The organism is Nocardia vinacea (genome assembly GCF_035920345.1).
Taxonomy (GTDB): domain Bacteria; phylum Actinomycetota; class Actinomycetes; order Mycobacteriales; family Mycobacteriaceae; genus Nocardia; species Nocardia vinacea_A.
The window spans coordinates 2133338-2155502 of sequence record NZ_CP109149.1 but is presented as its reverse complement, the minus strand read 5'-3'; the positions used below and the strand labels follow the sequence as shown (position 1 = coordinate 2155502).

18 protein-coding genes are annotated in these 22165 nt (G+C 67.0%); 10 read left to right on the top strand and 8 right to left on the bottom strand.

The annotated features are described in order from the left end of the window. Window positions 1–4: 4 nt before the first annotated feature. Complete coding sequence (locus tag OIE68_RS10240; RefSeq protein ID WP_327099139.1) at window positions 5–694, bottom strand: helix-turn-helix transcriptional regulator; 690 nt, start codon at window positions 692–694, stop codon at window positions 5–7. Between the two features lie 129 nt (window positions 695–823). Between OIE68_RS10240 and OIE68_RS10235 the strand changes: the two genes are divergently transcribed. The 4 genes from OIE68_RS10235 to OIE68_RS10220 all read left to right on the top strand — a co-directional run bounded on the left by OIE68_RS10235 (window position 824) and on the right by OIE68_RS10220 (window position 3346). Continuing rightward, on the top strand, window positions 824–1336 hold the full coding sequence (locus OIE68_RS10235; RefSeq protein ID WP_327099138.1) for a DUF2231 domain-containing protein: 513 nt from the start codon (window positions 824–826) through the stop codon (window positions 1334–1336). Window positions 1337–1371: 35 nt separating this feature from the next. Further along, window positions 1372–1788, top strand: coding sequence for a hypothetical protein (locus OIE68_RS10230; RefSeq protein WP_327099137.1), 417 nt, complete (start codon window positions 1372–1374; stop codon window positions 1786–1788). Between the two features lie 3 nt (window positions 1789–1791). After that, window positions 1792–2388 carry a GTP cyclohydrolase I FolE gene (gene folE, locus OIE68_RS10225; RefSeq protein ID WP_327099136.1) on the top strand — a complete coding sequence of 199 codons (597 nt, stop codon included), beginning with the start codon at window positions 1792–1794 and terminating at the stop codon, window positions 2386–2388. Window positions 2389–2908: 520 nt separating this feature from the next. Next, complete coding sequence (locus OIE68_RS10220; RefSeq protein ID WP_327099135.1) at window positions 2909–3346, top strand: DoxX family protein; 438 nt, start codon at window positions 2909–2911, stop codon at window positions 3344–3346. 169 nt (window positions 3347–3515) lie between these two features. Here the strand turns inward: OIE68_RS10220 and OIE68_RS10215 are convergent, their stop codons facing one another. Beyond that, window positions 3516–4067, bottom strand: coding sequence for a dihydrofolate reductase family protein (locus OIE68_RS10215; protein ID WP_327099134.1), 552 nt, complete (start codon window positions 4065–4067; stop codon window positions 3516–3518). Between the two features lie 67 nt (window positions 4068–4134). Between OIE68_RS10215 and OIE68_RS10210 the strand changes: the two genes are divergently transcribed. Continuing rightward, the gene (locus OIE68_RS10210; RefSeq protein ID WP_327099133.1) at window positions 4135–4266 is read left to right on the top strand and encodes a hypothetical protein; all 132 of its coding nucleotides are present in this window, start codon (window positions 4135–4137) and stop codon (window positions 4264–4266) included. Between the two features lie 94 nt (window positions 4267–4360). Further along, window positions 4361–4684 carry a putative quinol monooxygenase gene (locus tag OIE68_RS10205; protein WP_327099132.1) on the top strand — a complete coding sequence of 108 codons (324 nt, stop codon included), beginning with the start codon at window positions 4361–4363 and terminating at the stop codon, window positions 4682–4684. Window positions 4685–4776: 92 nt separating this feature from the next. On the opposite strand, the gene OIE68_RS10200 is transcribed toward OIE68_RS10205, so the two are convergent. Further along, the gene (locus tag OIE68_RS10200; RefSeq protein WP_327099131.1) at window positions 4777–6510 is read right to left on the bottom strand and encodes an amino acid adenylation domain-containing protein; all 1734 of its coding nucleotides are present in this window, start codon (window positions 6508–6510) and stop codon (window positions 4777–4779) included. A gap of 116 nt (window positions 6511–6626) precedes the next feature. Here OIE68_RS10200 and OIE68_RS10195 point away from each other — a divergent pair, with 116 nt between their 5' ends. From OIE68_RS10195 to OIE68_RS10180, 4 genes are all read left to right on the top strand, one after another. Continuing rightward, window positions 6627–9695: an amino acid adenylation domain-containing protein gene (locus OIE68_RS10195; RefSeq protein WP_327099130.1), complete on the top strand. Its 3069-nt coding sequence runs from the start codon at window positions 6627–6629 to the stop codon at window positions 9693–9695. Continuing rightward, the gene (locus OIE68_RS10190; RefSeq protein WP_327099129.1) at window positions 9692–10495 is read left to right on the top strand and encodes a pyrroline-5-carboxylate reductase family protein; all 804 of its coding nucleotides are present in this window, start codon (window positions 9692–9694) and stop codon (window positions 10493–10495) included. The genes OIE68_RS10195 and OIE68_RS10190 overlap by 4 nt, the downstream gene beginning before the upstream one ends. Window positions 10496–10618: 123 nt before the next feature. Then, window positions 10619–11998, top strand: coding sequence for a DUF6002 family protein (locus tag OIE68_RS10185; RefSeq protein WP_327099128.1), 1380 nt, complete (start codon window positions 10619–10621; stop codon window positions 11996–11998). After that, entirely contained in the window at window positions 11995–12783 is a 789-nt protein-coding gene (locus tag OIE68_RS10180) for a class I SAM-dependent methyltransferase (RefSeq protein ID WP_327099127.1), read from the top strand. Before OIE68_RS10185 ends, OIE68_RS10180 begins: the two co-directional genes overlap by 4 nt. Here OIE68_RS10180 and OIE68_RS10175 read toward each other — a convergent pair. From OIE68_RS10175 to OIE68_RS10155, 5 genes are read right to left on the bottom strand one after another with little or no spacing between them, the layout of a single operon-like run. Further along, window positions 12750–13958, bottom strand: a complete 1209-nt coding sequence (locus OIE68_RS10175; RefSeq protein WP_327099126.1) for an MFS transporter — start codon at window positions 13956–13958, stop codon at window positions 12750–12752. The two genes, OIE68_RS10180 and OIE68_RS10175, sit on opposite strands and share 34 nt — an antisense overlap. Before the next feature lie 35 nt (window positions 13959–13993). Beyond that, complete coding sequence (locus OIE68_RS10170; protein ID WP_327099125.1) at window positions 13994–18040, bottom strand: MupA/Atu3671 family FMN-dependent luciferase-like monooxygenase; 4047 nt, start codon at window positions 18038–18040, stop codon at window positions 13994–13996. After that, window positions 18037–18288 carry an acyl carrier protein gene (locus OIE68_RS10165; protein ID WP_327099124.1) on the bottom strand — a complete coding sequence of 84 codons (252 nt, stop codon included), beginning with the start codon at window positions 18286–18288 and terminating at the stop codon, window positions 18037–18039. The genes OIE68_RS10170 and OIE68_RS10165 overlap by 4 nt, the downstream gene beginning before the upstream one ends. Beyond that, window positions 18276–21188 (bottom strand): condensation domain-containing protein, encoded by a 2913-nt coding sequence (locus tag OIE68_RS10160; protein ID WP_327099123.1) that lies wholly within the window; start codon window positions 21186–21188, stop codon window positions 18276–18278. Before OIE68_RS10160 ends, OIE68_RS10165 begins: the two co-directional genes overlap by 13 nt. Continuing rightward, complete coding sequence (locus tag OIE68_RS10155; RefSeq protein WP_327099122.1) at window positions 21185–22156, bottom strand: TauD/TfdA family dioxygenase; 972 nt, start codon at window positions 22154–22156, stop codon at window positions 21185–21187. Before OIE68_RS10155 ends, OIE68_RS10160 begins: the two co-directional genes overlap by 4 nt. Window positions 22157–22165 lie beyond the last annotated feature (9 nt).

Genomic DNA, 22165 nt, shown 5'->3' with positions numbered 1-22165 from the left:
TGAATCAGGGTGTCGCGCGCATTTCGACGCAACATTCGCCGACCTGTGGTGCGAGTACCGCTTGCACGCTGTCGGTGCCGAGGCCGGTGAGTATGCCGGAGCAGAAGGCATGGTTGAGCCCGCACACCAGATCGGGGGCGGTGGCCGCCAGCGGGTGGAAGGGGCAGTTGCGCAACCGGACGGAGGTCGGCGCTTCGCGGCTGGGTTCGAAGCCGTGTGCGGCGAGCATGCCCTGCACCAGGGTCAGGGCGCGTTCGGCGCCCAGTCGGCCGGGTCTGACCCGTTTCCGCTCGGCGTCTCCGAGTTCCTCGCCGCGGCGCTGCGCGACGCGGATCGCCGCTTCGCGGGCTGTTTCGCCTTCGCGTTCGCCGAGTACCGCGCCCATCAGGATTTCGGCGAGCACCTCGTAGCGGCGTTCGGGGATGCTGACCCGGACATCGGCGTCGGTGGGCTCGTACACCTTCGGGGCGCGCCCGACACGGCGCATACCGGGCGCCTCGTACCGGGCGCGCAGCAGTCCCGCGTCGACCAGCTTGTCCAGATGGAACGCGGCCAGCTTGCGGGAGATTCCCACCTCGGCGGCAGCCTCGTCCCGGGTGACCGGCCGACGCGCCTGTCGGATGAACCGGTACATCCCACGCCGCAACTCGTCATCGAGCGTTGCGACTGCACTGATCGCCGATTCGTTGGCCACCGGACCACGATAACGCTGATTGTGTCAGGTGTAGCCCGATGGGTATCCGCCTGACAAGGGGGAGGTTGACCTTCCCCTCAATTTCGCCAATAATTTTTGGCGTTATTACAGTCGGCACGGAGGTTCGTGGTGAGCAGCGATCGACAGCAGGCCAAGCAGCCGGTGAGTGCGCTGCTGGCCGGGCCGTACGGGCACCCGTTCCATCCGATCCTGGTGACGGTCCCGATCGGCGCGTGGATCGCGAGCCTGGTGTTCGACCTCGCCTCCCACGTGGTCGAGGACCCAGCGTCTCTGCTGCAGGGCGCGCAGTGGCTGATCGCGATCGGTGTGCTGGGCGCGCTGGCCGCCGCGGCGGTCGGATTCCTGGATCTGCTGGGGATCCCGACCGGGACCCCTGCTTTCCGCACCGGTCTGGTCCACATGAGCCTGAACCTGGCCGTGACCGTGGCCTTCGCCGCCGATTTCCTGTGGCGCAGATCCATTGACGACCTACACAGCCCGGTACCGGCAGGTCCATTGGCGCTGTCGGTGGCGAGTGTGGCCGTGCTGGCCGTTTCCGGCTATCTCGGCGGAAAACTGGCCTACCACTACGGCGTCCGGGTGGCCGACGAAACCACCCAGGCCGCCGGATTCCGGCACTGAACACCCTTCGATCTGAACTTCATAAGGAGCGCATGATGGGCATCGCGGCACTGATCACCTGGTTGTTGACCGCCGTCGGCGGGTTCGTCCTGCTCGGCACGTGGATCGCCAAAGGCGGAGCCCGCCAACCTACGACGACCCACTTGCCGCCGCCGGTGGTGTTCGGTCATTTCCTGCTCGCTGTAGCCGGGCTCGTCGTCTGGATCGTGTATCTGGTCGTCGACTCCGACGCGCTGGCCTGGATCGCGTTCGCGCTGCTGGTGCCGGTCGCAGCACTCGGATTCACCATGCTGGCACGGTGGCTACCGGTCTATCGCGACCGCACCACCACGGCACCGGATCAGCCGGCCGAACGGCACTTCCCTGTCGCGGTCGTCGGCGGGCACGGTGTATTCGCCGTGGTCACCGTCGTGCTGGTGTTGCTGACCGCGCTCGGCATCGGCGGGAGCTAGCCCGTGCTACGTCCTGCTCTGCGTGTCGTCCACGAACCGGTCAACACCGTCGACCTGGCCGCCGCCGAACGCGCCGCGGGTGAGTTCCTCACCGCGCTCGGCGTCGGCCTCGACGACGAACATCTGCACGCCACCCCTGGCCGGATGGCTCGCGCCTATGCCGAACTGTTCACCCCACGTCCGTTCGACCTGACGACCTTCCCCAACGACGAGGGCTATGACGAACTCGTCCTCGCCCGCCGTATCCCGCTGCGGTCGGTATGCGAACACCACCTGCTGCCGTTCGTCGGCGTCGCCCACGTCGGATACCTGCCCGGTGACCGAATCCTCGGACTGTCCAAACTCGCCCGTATCGTCGAGCATTTCTCCCGTCGCCCCCAAGTCCAGGAACGGCTGACCAAACAGGTCGCCGATTGGCTCGCCGAACACCTGCAACCCCAAGGCGTCGGTGTGGTCATCGAAGCCGAGCACACCTGCATGACCTTGCGCGGCGTCCAGGCCACCGGTACGACCACCGTCACCTCGACCCTGCTGGGCACCCTGCGCGAGGACGCCCGTTCCAGGCAAGAATTCCTCTCCCTCACCGGAATCGCACCCTGATGCCAACCGTCACCCCGTGGCCACGAGCGCCACCCAATCCGAACCGGGCATGTTCCCCGTGCCCAGGAGGTAGAAAGACAATGCCCAGCAATGGGTTTGGAGGTGATGAAAGTGATGATGTCACCGATGCTGATGCAGATCGTAGACATGGCGCGGAACCTCTGGAACATGATGTTCCCGCAGATGCCCATGTAGTGACATCAGTCGAACGACTGGGCAGACACCACGCCGATTGCGCGGAAGCTCTGCCCAGCCACCGCCGGATACCGAACCGGCACAACCTTTCTCCCTCCACCACGACCATGCCCTGGCCGATCGAGCAGAGGGTCGACCGTCGTGGTGGTCGGTTCCGCGCAACAGACCACCCGCAGACCAGGGCCGTATTCGGCGGTACAACCAACCGGTGGTTCAGCAGCGGTTTCGAAAAATCTTCGCTGACAGCGATGAGTCCTGCGACGGTGCTCCGTCCTATCTGTTGAACGCGCTACCAACCCGGCGCGACCGACCATAAGGACTACAAATGACCGCCGCCGACCCCTCCGCCACCTTCTCCAGCGACGTCACCGACCGTCCCGGCAAGATCCGCAACCGCGTCCTGTGGACCCTGCAGATCCTGCTCGGCCTGTTCTTCATCATCGCCTCCGGCGGGCCGAAGCTCGTTATGCCGAACGCCCTGATGGACAACGCCCCCGAGAATCTGACCATCCCCCTCGGGCTGCTCATCTTCATCGGAGTTGTGGAGGTCGCGGGCGGTATCGGCCTGATGGTGCCCAGGCTCAGTGCCCTGGCTGCCGCAGGTCTGTCCGTTCTCACGGTGCTCGCCGCCGGGACGCAGGCTTTCATCGCCGACAAGCCGTTGATGGGGATTTTCCCACTGGTGCTCGCCGCGATCTTCGCCTGGATCGCCTACGAGCGCCGCGCCACCATCACCGATCTGCGCAACTCGCTCTCGCGATGACAAATCCATACCTACGACCGGCGATCGGTGGCCCACCCACCGATCGCCGGTCGTGCGTTCTCGCCATCGATCGCCCGTCGGGTTGGCGGCGATCGATCCAGCGGACATCTGGTCCGCGCGGCGGTGACGGTCGCATTTGAACAACGTGGCTGCTGCGGTTGAAGGGGCGTTAGTCGGCCACGTAGCGCAGCATCACGACCTTGTCGAAGTGTTTCGTCTCGGCCAGCCGGAGCTGGATTCGCTTGTCCAGCAACGGAAACAGTGGCGTGCCGCCGCCGACGACCACCGGATAGAAGAACAGCCAGTACTCGTCGATGAGCCCGTGGGGCAGCAGGGAGGCCGCGAGGCTCGCGCCACCGACCTCCATGACGCCGTCGCCCCCGGCCTTCAGCCTGCGGACCTCCTCGACCGCGTTCTCGCTGATCAGGGTGCTGTTCCAGTGGACCTCGGTGAGCGTCCTGGAGAAGACGACCTTGGGCTTGTCGGTCCAGAGCCGACCGAACTCGCGCTCGATGCGCGGCGCGTCCTCAGGCACGTGCGGCCAGTACTCGGCCATCAGCTCGTAGAGGCGACGACCGTGCAGCGAGACTTCGATCTCGCGGTAGCGGTCGTTGTGGAACTGGTGCAGCTCCTCGTCCGGGTTCGTCCAGTCGATGCTGCCATCGCGGTCGTTGACGTAGCCGTCCAGGGACACGCCGAACGAATAGATCAGTTTCCTCATGACTTAGTAGACCTCCCGGACGCGGAGAACTCATCGGACACCGACGAGACAAGTTCTGCGGAACGAATTGAACGGCGAACAGGCTCTCGGCTATGCGGCGCAATCCGGGCAAACACGCATGGTGAATCCGGGCGCGATCATCGCGCCGGGATTCGGTGATCTGGCTGACGGCCTGGTTCGGCCCTCCAATATTTACTGACCGTCCGACAATGGGATGTTCGCAACAATCACCGCCCGGCACAGCGGGAGTCGGGCTGTGTCGCGGCAGCCCGACCCATCGCAGGAGGTGCGTGATGATCTTTATCGTCGTCAAGTTCAAGACCAAGCCCGAATGGACCGACCGCTGGCTCGACCTCGTTGCCCCGTTCACCGCGGCCACCCGAGCCGAGGAGGGCAACCTCTGGTTCGACTGGTCTCGCAGTGTCGACGACCCCACCGAATTCGTCCTGGTGGAGGCATTCCGAGACCAGGCCGCCGGCGGGGCACACGTCGGTAGCCCCCACTTCAAGGCCGCGATGACCGAACTTCCCGCAGCCCTCGCACAGACCCCGCGCATCATCAGCCAAACCATCGATGCCACCGACTGGTCCGAGATGGGGGAGATGACCGTCGAATAGCCGCTCCCGCGAAACACCGCCACCGGGCTCGAGGTCGAAGGTCAGCACGGCATCATGCGCGCGCCGGTAGGCACACTGATCGAATGCCGCGCCTACGAGGTCTGAACGGCGTGTCGTCTGCGGGCGGGGCGGATATCGGACCAGAGTCGGCGGACAAGAGTCTTGCACTCGTCGACGGTGCCGGGTAGGTCGACTGACGTCCAGCCGGTGGGTGCGGGTCGGTGCGCGGGCCAGATCGCGTACTGGTCATCATCGTTGACCACGACTGTGCGCAGGGTTGGACCGGCGCTCGGTTTCGTGGGCGCCGCCGCGCCGTCGATCAGGCGGCGTCTGTCGAGTTTGCCGTTGGCGGTGACGGACGCTTCGGTGCGCAGCACATAGACATCGGGCCGAAGGTGGTCGGCGACAGCGGATGCCATGTGGCTGCGGAGGTCCGATTCGTCGGAGGTGGACCCGGTGCGCAGAGTCACATACGCGGCAAGGTATTTGCCGCGGCGGTCGTTCTGTTCCGCGGTCACGTAGGCGGTGAGCACATCCGCGTGGTGCACCAGCGCCTGCTCGACTTCGCCCGGCTCGATGCGGCGGCCGCGGATCTTGAGTTGGTTGTCGAGGCGACCCAGGAACTCCATCCCGCCATAGCCGATCGCTCGCACCCGGTCGCCGGTTCGGTACAGCCGGTCGCCAGGTCGGGATGCGTGCGGGTCCGGCGCGAACCGTTCTGCGGTGAGATCGGGTGCGCCGAGGTATCCACAGGCCAGTCCCGCTCCGGCGATACACAATTCGCCCGGTTCGCCGTCGGGGACCGGGTTCAGGTCCTCGTCGAGGATATAGGTGCGCACGCCGGTGATGTCGTGGCCGATGACGACGACCGGAGGTAGCGGATCGGCACTCGTCTGGACGTGCGCGGTGACGAGGACGGTCGATTCGGTGGGGCCGTAGCCCACGATTATCGAGGTGTCGGGAAGGTGTTGCGCAGCCAGCTCGAGGTGGGCGGGGAAGATGGCCTCGCCGCCGAGCAGCAGATCGCGCAGGGGATGCAACGCATGCGGCTGTTCCTCCAGGATCAGCCGGAACATGGTGGGCGTGAGGAACGTCGCGGTCGCGCCGTGTTCACGAACCAGGCGGGCCAATTCGCCCACCGAAGGTGCTCCAGGCGGCGCGATCGCGAGCCTGCCGCCGTTGAGCAAGGCGCCCCAAGTCTCGAATATCGACGGATCGAAGGTGGGCGCGGTGTGCAGCAGGTAGCACTGTTCCGGTCCCACTGTCATGTAGTTCTGGGCGGTGACGAGATTGACCACTGCTCGGTGCGGAATCGCGACCGCCTTGGGTTTTCCGGTGGATCCGGAGGTGAACATGATGCACGCGAAGTGATCTGGACCGACGGAGTCGGGCAGCGGCTCGGCGGGATGGTCGACAAGGTCGTCGAATAGCAGTGTTCGGACAGTGCTGGGCAGCCGGTCGCGGCTGGCACGGTCGGTGATCACGACGGGCACCGAGGCGATCGCGATCTGATCGGCGAGCGCCTTATCGGGTTGCGCGGGATCCAAGGTCAGGTAGGCACCGCCTGCGGCCAGGACGGCCAGGTGCGCTATGACGAGCCTTTCGCTACGCGGAAGGTGAACGCCGACCGGGACATCGGGTCCGACACCCTGACGGCGCAGGCCCGCCGCAATGCGGCAGGCAGCGGTGGCGAGATCCGCGTAAACGAAGCGGCGATCGCCGAACTCTAGTGCCACCGAATCTGGTGTGCGAGTGGACCATTGAAGCACCCTGCGGTGCACCACGGTATTGGACGCATCGTCGCCGTACACGCCGTCACGGTGCATGTTATCCGCCTGCCCTCCGCGGTGAGTGAGTCCAATGATGTTATTACTCCGGCTATTTCACGCATCTTGCCAACTAGGGGAATAGCGGCGGCGTGGTCATGGGCGACGCTCGGAGAATGGACAGTCTGTACCACCGGATCCGGTGCGGGATCGAGAACTTCGCCGACGCCGTCGCTCTTGTCGACGACGGGCGCGCGCTGACGTATCGGGAGCTCGGCCATCGAGTCGACGCCATGGCGGATCGGTTGCGGCGCAACGGAGTCGAACCCGAGACGGTGACGGCGATCTGTGTCCGGCAGCCGGCCGTTGCGATCGTGTCGGTGCTGGCGGTGTGGGCCGTCGGTGGCGCGTATCTGCCGCTGGACGCGGACTTTCCCGACGATACGTTGCGGCAGTGGATGGCCGGATCCGGTGTGCGCCTATTGCTTACCGAACCGGAACAGCAGGCACGACTGTCCGGACTCGACGGGGTCGACGTGGTGATCGTCGACGCGTCGGAACCTGCCCTCGCGGGTGACACGCGGTTCCCCGGACCCGCCCATTCTCGGAACCTCGCGTACGTCATGTTCACTTCCGGCTCCACAGGCAGGCCGAAAGGTGTTGCCGTAGAACATCATAGCCTTACCGCCTACCACACTGCGCTGTCGTCGTACGTCGCTCTCGGACAACGCCACGTGGTACTGCAGGTGGCGGCGTTCACCTTCGATCCGTGGCTGCGGGATGCGCTGATGCCGCTCGCCGCGGGAGCCAGGGTGGTGGTCACCTCGAAGTCGGTGCGCCGCAATCCGGAGCAGCTCCTGGCCGCGGCGCGGGCGCACGGGGTGACCCACTTGTTGAGTGCCACACCGGCTTTGCTCACCGGCCTGATCACGTCGACGATGTTTGCCGCCGAACCGCCTCGACTGGAGACCACGTTGGTCAGCGGTGAGAGTTTCCTGCCGCTGCGCGCGCATGCGGCGGCCCTGGCCCGATTCGGGCGGGTAGTCAATCATTTCGGGCTCACCGAGACCACACTCATCGCCACCCAGCACGCGAGCACCTCGGTGGCGGTCGGCACCGCCGACGTGATCGGCACGCCGCTGCCGGGGGTCTCGGTGCACCTGCTCGACAGCGCGCTGCAGCCGGTCGGACGGGGCGAGGTGGGCGAAATCTACATCGGGGGAACAGGAGTGAGCAGAGGGTACCTGGGAGCGGTCGGCCGGACGGCTACACGGTTCATCGCCGATCCGTTCGTGTCGGCATCGGGTGTTGGTGGGGCGAGGCTTTATCGCACCGGCGATTTGGGACGCCTGCTCGTGGACGAGACGCTGGAGTACCTTGGTCGGCGCGACCGGCAGATCAACTTGCGGGGCCACCGTGTCGAGCCCGCGGAGGTCGAGTTGGCGCTGACGCGTCACCCGGCCGTCCGCGCCGCGGTCGTCGTCGGTCATCGCCGCCCGACGCACGGGATCGTCCTGGTCGGCTACGTCGTGCGGGAAAAGAGCACGGCTGGTGCGGCGCTCGACAGCGGTGGGTTGCGGGCATACCTGGCAGCGCTGCTTCCGGCCCACATGATTCCGGCGGCGTACGTGTTCCTGGACCGGCTGCCGTTGGGGGCTACGGGAAAGGTGGACCGGTCCGCGTTGCCGGAGCCCGCGTTCGGCGGGCGCCGGGCGAACCCCGAGGACGGTGTAGCGCAGGATTTCGCCCCGAGCACAGCGGTGCAACGAGCCATTGCCGAGGTCTGGTCGGAAGTGCTGAAGGTTCCGGGGATCGGTCGCGACGACAACTTCTTCGATCTCGGCGGGCATTCGCTGCTGGCGGCGCGAATCGCGAACCGTCTGACCTCGGATCTGGGACGTGACTTCACCACGGAGCGCATCCTGGGCAATCCCACTGTCGCTCTGCTCGCCGCGAACCTGCCGGGACGGGCGGCCGCCGCGCGGCCGACGGATGAGTTGATACGCCGGACCGGAACCCGGTATCCGCTGTCCGCGGTGCAGCGGGGTCTGTGGAATCTGGCGTCGCCCGAGGCGCGGCCACCGGTGGTGGCGCGCGCCTTCCGGCTCAACGTTCGGCCGGACCGGGATCGGCTCGCCGGTGCGGTGGCCACGTTGCTGCGCAGACATGCGGTGCTGCGCTGCGCATTCGATGCGCCGACGGGACAGCCGCCGGGCCAGACCGTGCGGCACCGGGCGAGCATTGCGGTCAGGACCGCGACGGAGTCTGCCGACAACATGGCCTCGGAGCTCGCGCTGGCGTGTGCCACCGTCATGGACGTTACGCGTGGGCAGGTTATCGATGTGACCCTGTACGAACACCCGACGCGGTCGGCGGCCGTATCAGAAGCGGCGTGCACGTTGCTGGTGCGCTGTCACCGTCTCGTCGCCGATGAGCCTTCCCTGGACATCCTCGTACGTGAGCTCGGCGAGCTGTACTCGGGGGCGCGAAGCACAGCGGGCCTCGCGGAGCCCGCGGCCGACTATCCGGAGTTCGCCCGTGCGCAGGACCCCGTAGCGGACGCCGGAAAAGCATTGCGGTACTGGCAGTCCAGACTGGGCGAGGTCGATCTGCCCGCGGACGCGGCGGGCACGGTGTCGTCGGTACGGCTATCGCTGCCAGCGGCCGTGGTTCGCCCGCTGCGGGCCGAGGCACGGTCACTGGGCATGGACCTGCCTGCGGTGTTGCGTACCGTTTTCGCGACCGCGCTCGCGGCCGATGAACCCGACCGGGACCGGATTGCGGTGTGTGCCACGGTATTGCGTCGCCCGGCGCCGGAGTGGGAGCCGGTGATAGGCCCCTTCGCCCGATCCGAGCCCGCAGTTGTCGATGTCGCCGCCGGGCATTCGCTGCGGCGGCTGCTGCGGATGGAGACCGACCGACTCCACGATGCCGCCGCGTTCGCGGAGATCCCCGTCGAGTTCCTGTGCGGAGAGCTGGGTTTGTCCTCGTCGATGCTGACCAATCACGTCCTCGTGCATCCGGCTGCCGCGGAACCGCTGCTGCTCGACGGCGTCGAGGCGACTCCGGTCGAACTGCCGATCCTCGGCGGTCACACTGTGCGGCTGTTGGAGGTGACCGAACAGGCGGGTGGTCTGACCGGCCGGGTGCATCTGCGCGGCCACGATTCGGAAGCGGCCGATCGCATTGCGGCACGGGTGCGAGAGCTGCTGACTGAACTCGTCGAGGACGGGAACGTACGATGACCGACAACCGGAACGCCGCGCTCGGCGGTGCGCGGACCTTCACGACGATCGGTATGGTCGGTGCGGGAAATATGGCGCGTGCCTTGGCAACCGGGTGGGCAACTCCGATCCTGTGCACCGACAACGGCTCGGGGCGCGCCGCTGAGCTGGCCGCGGACACCGGCGGCGTGGCCGTGGCGACCAATGCCGAACTGGGCGCCCGCGCGGACGTGATCGTGTTGTGTCACAAGCCGGGACAGCTCGCCGCGGTGGGCCGGGAACTCGACGGGACGCAGGCCGTGGTGGTCTCGGTGCTATCCGGCGTGACATCCGCACAGCTGAACGCGGTGTACCGCCGGTCGCGGGCGATGCGAGTGACGGTCAATCTCCCGGTCCGGGTCCGCGCGGGGATCGTATCGCTGCCGACCGGCCAGAGCGTGGACGCCGAGGTGGAGTCCGCCGTGGCCGCACTGTTCGGCAGGGTGGGTACGGTCGTCCGAATCCCGGAACATCAAGTGGACGCGCTGATTCCATTGGCCGGCGTGGGTCCCGCACTGGTCGCGATGTTCGCACAGGCACAAGCGGATGCGGCCATCCACGCCGGGCTTCCGGCGAGTCTGGCGAGGTCGCTGGCGACCGAAACACTGCACGGCACGGCCGCCCTCTTGGCCGAATTCGAGCACGACACGCTCGCGCTGCGTCGAGCGGTGGCCTCGCCTGGTGGGCCGACCGAACGAGCTCTGGCGGCGGCGCAGGCTCAGGGACTACCGCACGCGGTACTCGCCGCTGCTCGGGCAGCATTGGCCAAGGTGACCAACTAGATTGCGGCGCAATACCTTTTGAGTTTTCCACTGCGGGGAACTCACTGCGGCGCCGCGGCGATTTGCGTCGATATCCTTTCCGGGAGGCTGCATTACAGCGTTGTCGCCCGCATTGGAGAACCGATGGTGATCGCACAGACCGCACTTCCGGTGGATATCGACGGCGACAGTGTGCTGGTCCGCTACTACGCGGACCTGCGCACCGCGGCCCGGCTCTACCGGTCCGAGAACGGAGCTCCGAAGACGCCGGGTTTGCCCATGGATCCGGAGCTTCCCGAGCTGACCGAGCCGCTGGCGCAGTTGCTGGGGACCGCTCGAATGCGGATGGTCGGACTGGGTTCCCACGCGGGCCGGGAGTTGCGGCTGCTGGACTTGCGCGGCACCGCGTCCACGCGAACCACGAAGACGTTCGCCTCGGTGCTAATCGTGGCCAGGGCGGTGGCGCATATCCAGCGAACCGGCGAGCGGGTGATGATCGTGACGCCGACATCGGCGAACAAGGGCACCGCATTGCGCGATGCGGTGCTGCGTGCGATCCGACTCGGTCTGGTGTCGGCCGCGCAGTTGAGCATCGCCGTGGTCGTTCCTGCGGGGTCGCTACCCAAGTTGTGGGCTTCCGATCTGTCCGAGGACTCGGAGTTGTTGCGGCGCAACCCGATCCTGCTCTATGACGGGGAGCGATCGGACGGGGTCAAGGCGTTGGCCGACGAGTTCGTGCGTGCGGCCGCGGACTCCTTCGAGCGAGATCGGGGAGTTCGGCTTTGGTACACCATGGATTTGGCCAATTACATCGTCGCCGATACCGCGCGGGCCTTCTTCGAGGCGGACGTGTCGGCTGTGGCACCGCCGCAGGGCCGACTGCACGCGCATGCCGTATCGAGCGCGTTCGGGCTGCTCGGTTACCACCTCGGCAGGCGGGTACGCCACCCCGAGACCGACCCGGACCATCCGCAATTCCTGCTGGTGCAGCACTTGCGCACGCCGGATATGGTGACGAGCCTGCTTCGCGCGAGGTCAGGTGGCGATATCCCGCCGCGCTATGTGCGGGACGAATCCGCCGAAGTGTTCGCACAGCACGATGATCCGCACTTCCCAGCAGTCACCGACAGCCCCACCGAGGATTTGGACAGCACCTTCTACACGCGCCAACCGGCCACGTCGCCGACCATGAACGCGATCATCGAACGGCATGGTGGCGACGGCATCGTGGTGTCGCGGCGGGAATGCCTGGCCCGGTACGACGAGCTGCGGGCCCGCTTGGCCGCGGTAGACATCGCGCTGCCCGCTGACGCCGCCGCACTGCGGGAGTGGTCGCTGGTGATGGCTTTGACCGGCGTAATGAATGCCGTCGAACGCGGTTTGGTGCCCGCGGGTGCGGAGATGGTGGTGCACGGCTCGGGCAGCTATTCCACCGACGACTATGTGCCGCTGTCCGAGGCGTGCACCACACGGGTGCGTGCGGCCGCCGATCTCGAGGCTCCGTTGACCAAGGCCGCACTGTGACAAGGGAATCCGCGGCCTCGAAGCCCGACCGTGCGGCCGAGCAGGTGCCGTTGGCGGACGAAGCCCGGTACCGGCCGGTGTACGCCGCGGGGGACTGGAGCCCGACACTCACGGCGATCTGGCAGGAATGCTATGGCGCGGACCTCCCGGACGGGCTGGAGCCACTGGGCTTCAGTTCCGCCGGGGAACTCGGGGCGTTATGGCGCTGGCTGGACGTGGGCCCGGGCGATCGCATCGTCGATGTGGGCTGTGGGCGCGGCGGACCGGGCCTGTGGATCGCCCGGCACGCCGGGGTCGATCTGGTCGGGGTGGATTTGCTCCCGGAAGCCGTCGCCGCGGCGCAAAAGCGGGCTTCGACGCTATATCCGGGCGGGGCGGCGACCTTCGTGGTCGGGGATTTCCTCGACACGGGGCTGCCCGCCGGCTCGTTCCAGGGCGCCGTGAGCATCGACTCGCTGTGGATGGTGCTCGACAAAGCCGCCGCCATGCAGGAAGTGGCGCGGTTGCTCGAGCCGGGGGCGCGCTGGGTGTTGTCGACGTGGGAGCCGAGCTATCTGTCCTATGCGACGCTGCTGACGGCGGCGGGATGGGAGGTGCTCACCTGTCGGGAACCCGCTGGCTGGTATGAGCGGCAGACCGCGGTGTACGACCGGATCATCGACGCCGAACCGGATTTGGTCGCGCAGCTGGGGGCCGAGGCCGCGCAAGTATTGGTTTCGGAGGCACGGACCATGACGCCGACATTGCGCGACTACCGCAGATTGCTGATCGCGGCGCGGCGATAGGCCCGCAGTCCGGAATACCATGCCGCGATCGCCGCGCCCGCCACGAGCGTCCCCGCGCCGAGAAATACGAACCTGGGATCGCCGCCGAGCGCGAGCGTGAGACTTCCCGCGACCAATACGCCTAGTGGATCTACCGCCAGGAACAGCAGTTTCACGGTGCTGGTCACCCGCCCGAGCATGTCGGCACGCACCATCAGTTGCCGCTGGGTGCGATTCACCAGGCTCGCGGTGACCAATGCCCAGAGGTAGACCGCGTTCGCCGCCGCCAGCACCGGCCACGTGTGCGCCAGACTCATTGCGGCCGTGGCGATTCCGGCGAGCACCACGCCACCGGCGAACACCCGCAGATGTCCGAGCCGATGTCCGAGCCATGGCGCTATCAGCGCGCCGACGAGCCCGCCCACGCCACCGGCGGCCACCACCACACTCACCAGCGAGGTGGCCAGCCCGAGTGTGTCCTTGGCGTAGAAGAAGAGCAGCTTCTCCACGGCCAGACCGAAATTCACCACCATCTGCAGAGCGGTCAACACCACGAGAATTCGGATCGACAGCAGATACCGCAATCCGTCGCGGAATTCCCGCCAGATGGCACCAATTCGCAGCGGGGACACCAGCGGCGGCACGGGAGACCGGAGCGACCACACGGCGAGCAGGCTCGCCAGCGACGCCAGGAAGGTTATGGCGTTGGCGAGCAAGGCGGCATCCAGACCGACCGTGGCGGCCAGCGCGCCGACGGTGGCCGGACCGAGTACCAGGGCGAGCTGACTGCTCACTTCGAGCACCGAGTTGGCTCGGAGCAGATCGCGATCGGCGCACAGATCCTTCACCGCCACGGTGACCGCGGTCTCGAAGAACACATGACTCGCGCCTGCTATGAGACCCAGTGTGAGCAGCAGTGGCACGGTCAGGAGATCGGTTACGGCCAGCGCGTAGAGCGCGGTGAACAGCACGGCACGCAGCGCGTCCATGGCGACGAGCACCCGCCACGGACCGAACCGGTCGACGACGACTCCGGCGGGTACGCCGACACAGAGGTAGCCGATGGTGACCGTGGCCGCAGATATTCCGGAAACCACTGGGCTGCTGCTCATTTCGAGGGCCAACAGCGGGACCACCAACAGGGCGAGTCCGTCGCCCAGTAGCGACACCGCTTGGCCGCCGAGAAAAATCCGCACCTGGCCCGGCCATGCGCGCGCAGGTGGGCGCGGCGTCATACCTGGGGCACGGCCCGCAGCGCCATCGTTTCGGCGATGCGTTCCAAGCCGGCGACTACGGTGTCACGGTCGAGGCCGAAGTCCACCAGGCAGGCAATCTCGTCGACACCCATATCCGCTAGTCGCTGTGCCCGGATGCGGAAGGTGTCCGCGCCGCCGAGCAGCGCGCTCGATCCCCAGTACCGCGCGAAAGCGAAGTCCATCAGGGTTTCCCGGTCAGCGGCCGTGAGCTGATCCAGGTCGAGGTCACCGAGCACCGCCCTGGCCGCGGACTTGATGATTTCCGAGTTCGCCCAGAGGTATTCGCGGAAGGGGCGCTCCACCACCGCCCGTACCTCGTCGTCGTCACCCGCGCCCAGGTAAGCGTGCACCATGACGGTAACAATGCCCGCGGCCGGGTCGAGGCCGCTCTCCGCGCGTCCGGCGCGATAGGCGACGATCCGCTGTTCCAATTCGTTGACGTCCAGGTTGATCAGCGCGGTGAGCACGTTGTAGCCCGACCGCCCCGCCGCGGCGAAGGTCGCCGGGTTGGTGGCCGCGGTAAGCCACACCGGTAGCTCGGGCTGGACCGGCCGGGGGAAGGTGCGCAGACGCACCCGCTCACCCAAACCGTTGACGTCCTCGATCGATTCGCCGCGCCATAGCTTGCGTACCTTCTCGACGCGGTCCAGCATGATGTGTTGCTTGCGCTCGTAGGAGGCCTGGCTGAAGACGAAGTCCAGCGGCACGAATCCCGGCGCGAATCCGAGTCCGACCCGGCCGCCCGAGAGGTTGTCCACGATCGCCCACTCCTCGGCGACTCGTGCCGGATGATGCAGTGGCGCAACAACACTGCCCGCACGCAGGTGAATCCTGTTGGTACGGGTCGCGATTCCCGCCGCCAGCACCGAGGGGTTCGGAAACAGGTCGCCGAATTGGTGGAAGTGACGTTCCGGCGTCCAGATCGCGGTGTAGCCGAGTTCGTCGGCGCGCTGCGCGGAGTCGAGGATCAGCCCGTAGCGGTCACCCTCGACGGAGTCGGCTGAGAAGAAGAACACGCTGAACTCCGGGCCCGACCGCGGTCCGGGTGCTGCGGAGGCACTGTCGCGCACGGATACCGTCGGTGTCGCCGGACAGGTCTGGGCCGCCGGATCGGTGGAAGGTGCCGTCACGGCTGGTCGGGATGTGGGGACGGGGGTTTCACGGTCGGTCAGCAGGGCTGTCAGCTGCTCGATAGTGGGGTTGTCGACGAATTCGCGCAACGACAGCTCCCGGCCCAGGCTGGCGCGCAACGCCAATACCGCCTGGACTGCCACCAACGAATCTCCGCCCGCGTCGAAGAAGTTCGCGGTGTCGTCGAGCGGACGTCCGATCGTATCCGTGTAGGTGCAGCGAACTGCCACGAGCAGCTCCCCGGTGTCCGAGCGGGACCGTTGCGGGCCGGTCACTGGTTGCGCGGCCGGTGCGGCGCTGGATTCCTCGGGCGCGTCGGAGGGCCAATGGCGGGTGCGTTGGAACGGGTAGGCAGGCAGGTCGACCGCGGTCCACGGCCGTTCGTGCTCCCAGAGCGCCGACCAGTCGACGGGAGCACCCGCAGTCCACGCCGCTGCCAACGCCCTTGACAGGCACTCGGATTCGGACTCTTTGTCGCTGGGCGCGGGCAGGGACGCGAGGACCTGAAGTCCTTCCGGCCGCGCCGGATCGCGCTGTGCCAGCCTGCTCAGTGCACGACCGGGCCCCAATTCCACCACCGCATTCGGACCCGACGCGAATACCGTGGCCAAACCTTCGGCGAACCGCACGGTGCGCCGCGTTTGTTCGACCCAGTAGTCCGGACTCGTCGCCTGCTCGTCGGTGATCCAGGTGCCGGTGACATTCGACGCGAAGGGAATCTTCGGCGGCTGCAAGACGATTCGGGACACCTGCGCACGCAGGCCATCGAGGCAGGTGTCGGTCATCCGACTGTGGAAGGCCCGCGACACCGCCAGGCGTCGGAAGGGTATGCCCGCACTGGCCAGGTCCTCGGAGATCGCGTCGACGACCTGGACGGAACCCGAAAGCACACATGATTTCGCGGCGTTGACGGCCGCCACATCCGCCCCCGCGGCAACGAACCGAGCGGCGTCTTCCTCGCTGATGGCGGCGGCAAGCATGGCCCCCGGCGCGAGCTTCTGCATCAGCTCCGCACGGGCCACCACCAGCCGCGCCGCGTCCTCGGCGGTCATCACGTCCGCGATCACCGCCGCTACATATTCGCCGAGGCTGTGGCCGATCATGCTCGCCGGACGCACACCGAGATGCAGCCAGGTGCGGGCGAGTGCGTATTCGACCGCGAAGAGTGCGGGTTGCGCGACCAGCGTGTCGTCCACGCGATCCGCTTCGGAGAGCAATGTTTTCAGTGATCGATCGGAAGCGGCGTCCAACAGGTCCAGGCACTCCTGGTGCGCGGTACGGAAAACCTCGAAGTCAGGCCACAGCCGGGCACCGACATCGGGATACTGTCCGCCGTGTCCGGGAAAAAGGAACGCTACCTTTGCCTTCGACGCCGCACGCGTGCCGACCGCCGCCGTATCGGTGAGCGCCGTAACCAGTTCGGAGCGATTGTGCGCGATCACGAAACGACGGTGCGGCAGTGCACTGCGGCCGACCTGGATGGTGCGAGCGATATTGGCCGGATCGGCGTCATGGTCGGCCTCCAGGCGTGCGCGCAGGTCCCGGGTCCGGGCTGCCAGGGCGGCAGCGGAGTGCGCCGAGAACGTCAGCACATGACACGAACGTTCGACGCGCATGCGTGCGGATTCGGCCCAACCCGCCAGCACCACATGGGCATTGGTGCCGCCGATTCCGAGACTGCTTACGCCGCAGTGGCGGTCCCCGCGGGATTGCGTCCACTCCACCGCCGACGCGTTGACGGCGAACGGGGACCGATCCCACTCGAAGTTCGGGTTCGGCTCCCGGAAATGCACTGTGCCCGGGATGATTCCGTGCTCCAGCGCGAGCACCGCCTTGATGAGGCCGGTCACGCCCGCGGTGGCGTCCAGATGTCCGATGTTCGACTTGACCGAACCGAGCAGACAGTCGCCGGGTGCCGCCGCACCGTCGCGGCGCCGCCCGAACGCCTCGGCCAGCGCCGATACTTCCAGCGGATCGCCGATCGGCGTGCCGGTGCCGTGGGCCTCAACATATCCGATATCGGTACTCGCGACGCCCGCGCGCTCGAGCGCGCGGGATACGGTCCGAACTTGGCCTTCCCAGCCGGGCGCGGCGTAGCCGACCTTGCGCCGCCCGTCGTTCTCGACCGCGGAACCAAGGATCACCGCACGAATCGGATTGCCGTCGCGGACGGCGTCGGCGACGCGGCGCAGCACCACCGCGGCCACTCCGTTGCCGCCGACCGCGCCGGTAGCGGCGGCGTCGAACGGGCGGCAGTGCCCATCGGCGGAGATGATGGCGCCGTCCACATGCTCTTGCAGGGTCACTTGCGGAAGGAATACGGTGGCGGCGCCCACCACCGCGACCCCGCAGTCGCCCGCGGCCAGCGCGCGGGCCGCCAGGTGCACCGCGACCAGCGACGACGAGCACGCCGTCTGTACGCCGATGCTGGGGCCCTGTAGGTCGAGCTTGTAGGAGGTGCGGGTCGCGAGGTAGTCCTTGTCGGTGGCCAGCAGGATGCGGTGCTGCTCGGTGGGATTCGCGTGTTGGAATCGGGTGAGCAGGGTCCGGAGCAGGTATGTGCTCGGGCTGGCGGAGGCGAAGACTCCGGTCTGCGCGCCATAGCGGTCCGGAGGGCAGCCGGCGTGCTCCAAGGCATGCCACGCGCATTCGAGGAACAGCCGGTGCTGTGGATCGAGGAGTTCGGCCTCGGCCGGTGCGACCTTGAAGAACTCGGCGTCGAACAGGTCGATATCCGCCAGTACACCGTAGGCGTCTCCCGGTGTGCCGGTTGCCGGGCGGATCAGAGATTCCTTGCCCGCCACCAGGTTTCGCCACAACTCGGCCACGTCGGCGGCGCCCGGAAAACGGCCCGCCATACCCACCACCGCGATTGCGTCGTCCGCCGTCATCGTGTCCTCCCGTAGAGGTAGTCGGCCAGCTCCGCCACCGTGGGATGACGGAAGAAACTCATCAGCTCGGTGGTGATGCCCAACTCGGTGTCGAGGCGGTCCTTCACCATGAGCAGTTGGAAGGACGTCCCGCCCAGGTCGAAGAAGTTGTCATCGGGGTCGACCGCGTCGAGATCGAGGATCGTGCACCACATTCGGGTGAGATATGCGGTAATTCCGGCGCAGGTCGTATCGGTCAGCGGTTCCACTGGGCGAGCTCCTCGAGCAGTTGGTCGATGAACGAGGCGACGGTCACGGAGTCGAATAGGTCGGTGCTGAACTCCACTACGCCGTCCAAAGTTGGTGTGGTGTCGTGGATCTCCACCGTGAGATCGGTGCGCGCGGCGTCTTGCAGCACCGGACGCGATTCGACCTGCGTTGCGCCGAGACGCAATTCGGCGCAAGGGTCGGTTGCGAAGGTCAGGACGGCCTGGAAGAGCGGAGTGCGGCCGAGGTCGCGGCGCGGACGTACGGCGTCGACGATGTGCTCCAGGGGAAGATCCTGATTCGCATAGGCGCGCAACAGGTTGCGCCGGACCCGGTTGAACAGCTGCGGCCGGTCGGGTGCGCCCGAACAGTCCGCCTTGACCGGGATGGTGTTGACGAAGAATCCGACGACATTGTCGACCGCGGCAGGGCCACGTCCCGACACCGCGGTGCCGACGACGAATCGATCCTGTCCGCTGAGTTCGGCGAGCACTGCCTGGAACGCGGCCATCAGCACCATGTGCACGGTGCCGCCGCATCGTCTGGCAGCCGCGCGTATCCCGGCGGTGGTGGCCGCGGGGACCAGGAAATGCAGGGATTGTCCCTGTGCGGTCCGTATGGCCGGTCGCGGTCGGTCGGTCGGCAGGTCCAGTGTCAGCGGCCAGTCGGCGAGTTCGGTCCGCCAGAACGACGCCTGGGCATCCCACTGTCGCGCCTCGACCATGGCGCGCTGCCATTCCGCGTAATCGCCGTACCGGATCGGGATGTCCGGCAGTACGGGCATGGTCCCTGCCTGGAAAGCGTCGTAGCAGAGCGACAATTCGCGGAACAGGAGGTCGATGGACCAGCCGTCGGTGATGGCATGGTGCATTGCGATGACCAGCAGATGATTGGCGGCGTCGAATCTCGCGACGGCGATGCGGAGCAATGGGAGCGTTGTCAGGTCGAATGGGGTGTCGGTGACTCTGCCGACGAAATCCGCTGCGGCAGCCTCGGCCACATCTTCGACCTCGAGCGATACCCGGGAGTCGGCTTCCACGATCTGTTCGGGGATGCTCCCGGTGTCGGCAAAGCGCGTCCGGAGGACATCGTGCCTCGCCACGATCACCTCGACTGCCCGTCGCAGCGCCGCGAGATCCAATGCGCCCCGCACTCTGGCGGCCACCGGCACGGTGTAGACGGTGCTGTCAGGCTCCAGCCGCTGCATGAACCAGAGGCGGTGCTGACCATAGGACACACGTGCGGGATTGCGCTCGGATAGGCCCAACGGCACTGAAGTCGGTTCGGCCGCAGCGGTATTCGTGGCCAGCAGCGCGGCGAGTCCGGCGACGGTTGGCGTGCGGAGGAAATCGGCCAGCCCGATACTGCGTCCGGTCCCGGTTTCGACCCGGCTCAGCAGCCGAATGGCCTGCAGCGAGTCGCCGCCGCAGGCGAACAGGTCGTCGTGCACACCGACGTAGTCCAGGCCCAGCAACTGCGCCCAGATGTCGGCGACAAACCGCTGCAGGTCGGTTCGCGGACCGTTGGCGGTCGCCGCGTCGGAGGGAGTGGCTTCTCGGGATTGGATCGTCGGCGTTGGACGGGCGTCCGTGCAGAGCACACGGTTCACCCCGGCCGCGATATCAGCCAGCAGTCCCAGCAGTTCCGCCACCCATTCGGAAGCACGTTCGTGGTCGATGAGCCGGGCGGGTCGAATCAGGTAGCCCTGCAAGTGTTTTCCATCGTCGTAGACGATGAGGTCGAGGTCGGAGTGGCAGCCGCCGGAGGGGGCGACGGAGACGTACTCCGGCTCGACATCGGGCAGGCGCAGTTCGGCAAGCGGGTGCGGGCCGTAAGTGAGAATGGCCTGGAACAGCGGAGTGCGCGCCGGATCCCGTGGCGGGCGCACGGCATCCACGATGTGCTCCAGCGGCAGGTCCTGATGGGCGTAGGCACGCAGCAGCTGTTCCCGAACCCGGCCGAACAGCTCCTGGAACGTTGGCCTGCCCGAACAATCCGCCTTGACGGGAAGGGTATTGACAAAGAACCCGATCAGGTTCTCCACCGACGCGGGACTGCGGCCGGACACCGCCGTGCCGACGACGAACCGGTCCTGGCCGGCGATGTCGGCGAGCAGCGCCTGGAACGCGGCCATCAGCGCCATATGCACGGTACCGCCGAGTCGACGCGCCGCCTCCCGAATGCCCGCGACGGTCGGCGCGGGCACCATGAACGCAATTGCTTCGCCTGCCGATGATCGCACCGATGGCCGTTGGCGGTCGGTCGGCAAATCCAGCAGGAGCGGCACGTCCGCGAGTTCGGCGTGCCAGAAGTCGGCCTGATCCGCCCACCGGCCCGCTGCGACAGCATCCTGCTGCCACTCGGCGTAATCGCCGTACTGCACAGCCAATTCCGGCAGATCCGTGGTCGCGCCCGCGCGCATCGCGGCGTAGTTGTCGGAAAGCTCGCGTAGCAGCACGCCAAACGACCAGCCGTCGGTGACGGCATGATGCATGGTGATCGCCAGCAGGTGATCTTCGTCGGCGAAGCGGGCGAGGGCGATGCGCAGCAGTGGCGCGATCGTCGGATCGAAGGGCGTGGTCGCAACGCGGTCCAGGAAGTCCGGGGCGTCCGACTCGGGGATCTCTTCGACTTCGACGCGCACCCGGCAGGCGTCGAGGACCACCTGTTCCGGTGCCCCGCCGCGATCAGCGAGAAAGGTGCGCAGCGTATCGTGCCGCTGCACCACCACATCGACTGCTCGCTGCCATGTCGCGGGATCGAAGGGCCCACGCAGGCGGATCGCCAAGGGCACGTTGGCGATCGGGCTCGTGGGCTCCAGGCGCTCTGCGTACCACAGCCGACGCTGGCCGAAAGACGCCGCGTAGACGGCCACTCCCTGTTCGGTGATGTCGCCGCTCATGTCATTGCCACCAGCACACGGCGTGCACCGCGATACGGCATGCGGCCGTGCGCGGCAACCATATTGTCGACCATCATCAGATCGCCGCGCCGCCACGGGATCGTGAGGGCACACTCCCGGTAGACCTCGTCGATGCGTCCGAGATCACCCGCGGCCAGCGGACTGCCGTCGCCGTGATAGGCGTTGCGGGGGAGATCGCTGTCGGGGTAGCTCAGCAGCAGTGCCTCGCGGATCTCCTCGTCCAACGCCGACACGTGGAACAAGTGAGCTTGGTTGAACCACACCGTGCTGCCGGAAGACGGCTCGGTACGCCAACTCGGCCGGTGGAACCGGGTTCGCAGGACCGGGCCGTCCCACTCGCATCGCTGGCCGTGCCGGGCGCAATACTCCTCGACTCGGGACCGCGAATCGGTCTGGAACGCTTCCTGCCAACCCAACCCCAAATCGTCACGGTAGGTCCTGGTGTAGACAATGCCGTCGGCGAACCGCGTGCGGATGTCGGCGTCGATCCGGTCGAACACCGCGCGACTATCGGCGACCGGCGTCGCTCCGCCGTGTTGGGCGGGTGCTTCGCAGAAGAAGAACAGCACCGTGGGCCAGGCGTCGGCGTAAGAGTTTTCGTTGTGCAGTGGAATCCGTTGGTCTGCCGGGTATTCCGTGGAGGTGTAGATGTTGCCGTCGACGTGCGACCGGGGCGTGGACCGGTCGCGGTAGGGCAGCGGATCGCCGCCGATGGCGGCGACGATTCGTCCGAAGAGGTCGAGTTCCGCGGTTACATTGCGCAGTAGGACCACCCCGAATCGGGCCAGCAGGGCCCGGATTTCCGCGCGGTGCTGCCGCGCCCATGCGGGGATGTCGAAGAGGTCGTCCGGGACCGGATAGACCGCAGCGGAGGTGATCCCGTTGGTTTCGAGCAGGCCTGCGACGGGACCGAGGCGGGCGAGTTCGGCGGGCAGCGTTGGTGCCATGTCGTCTCC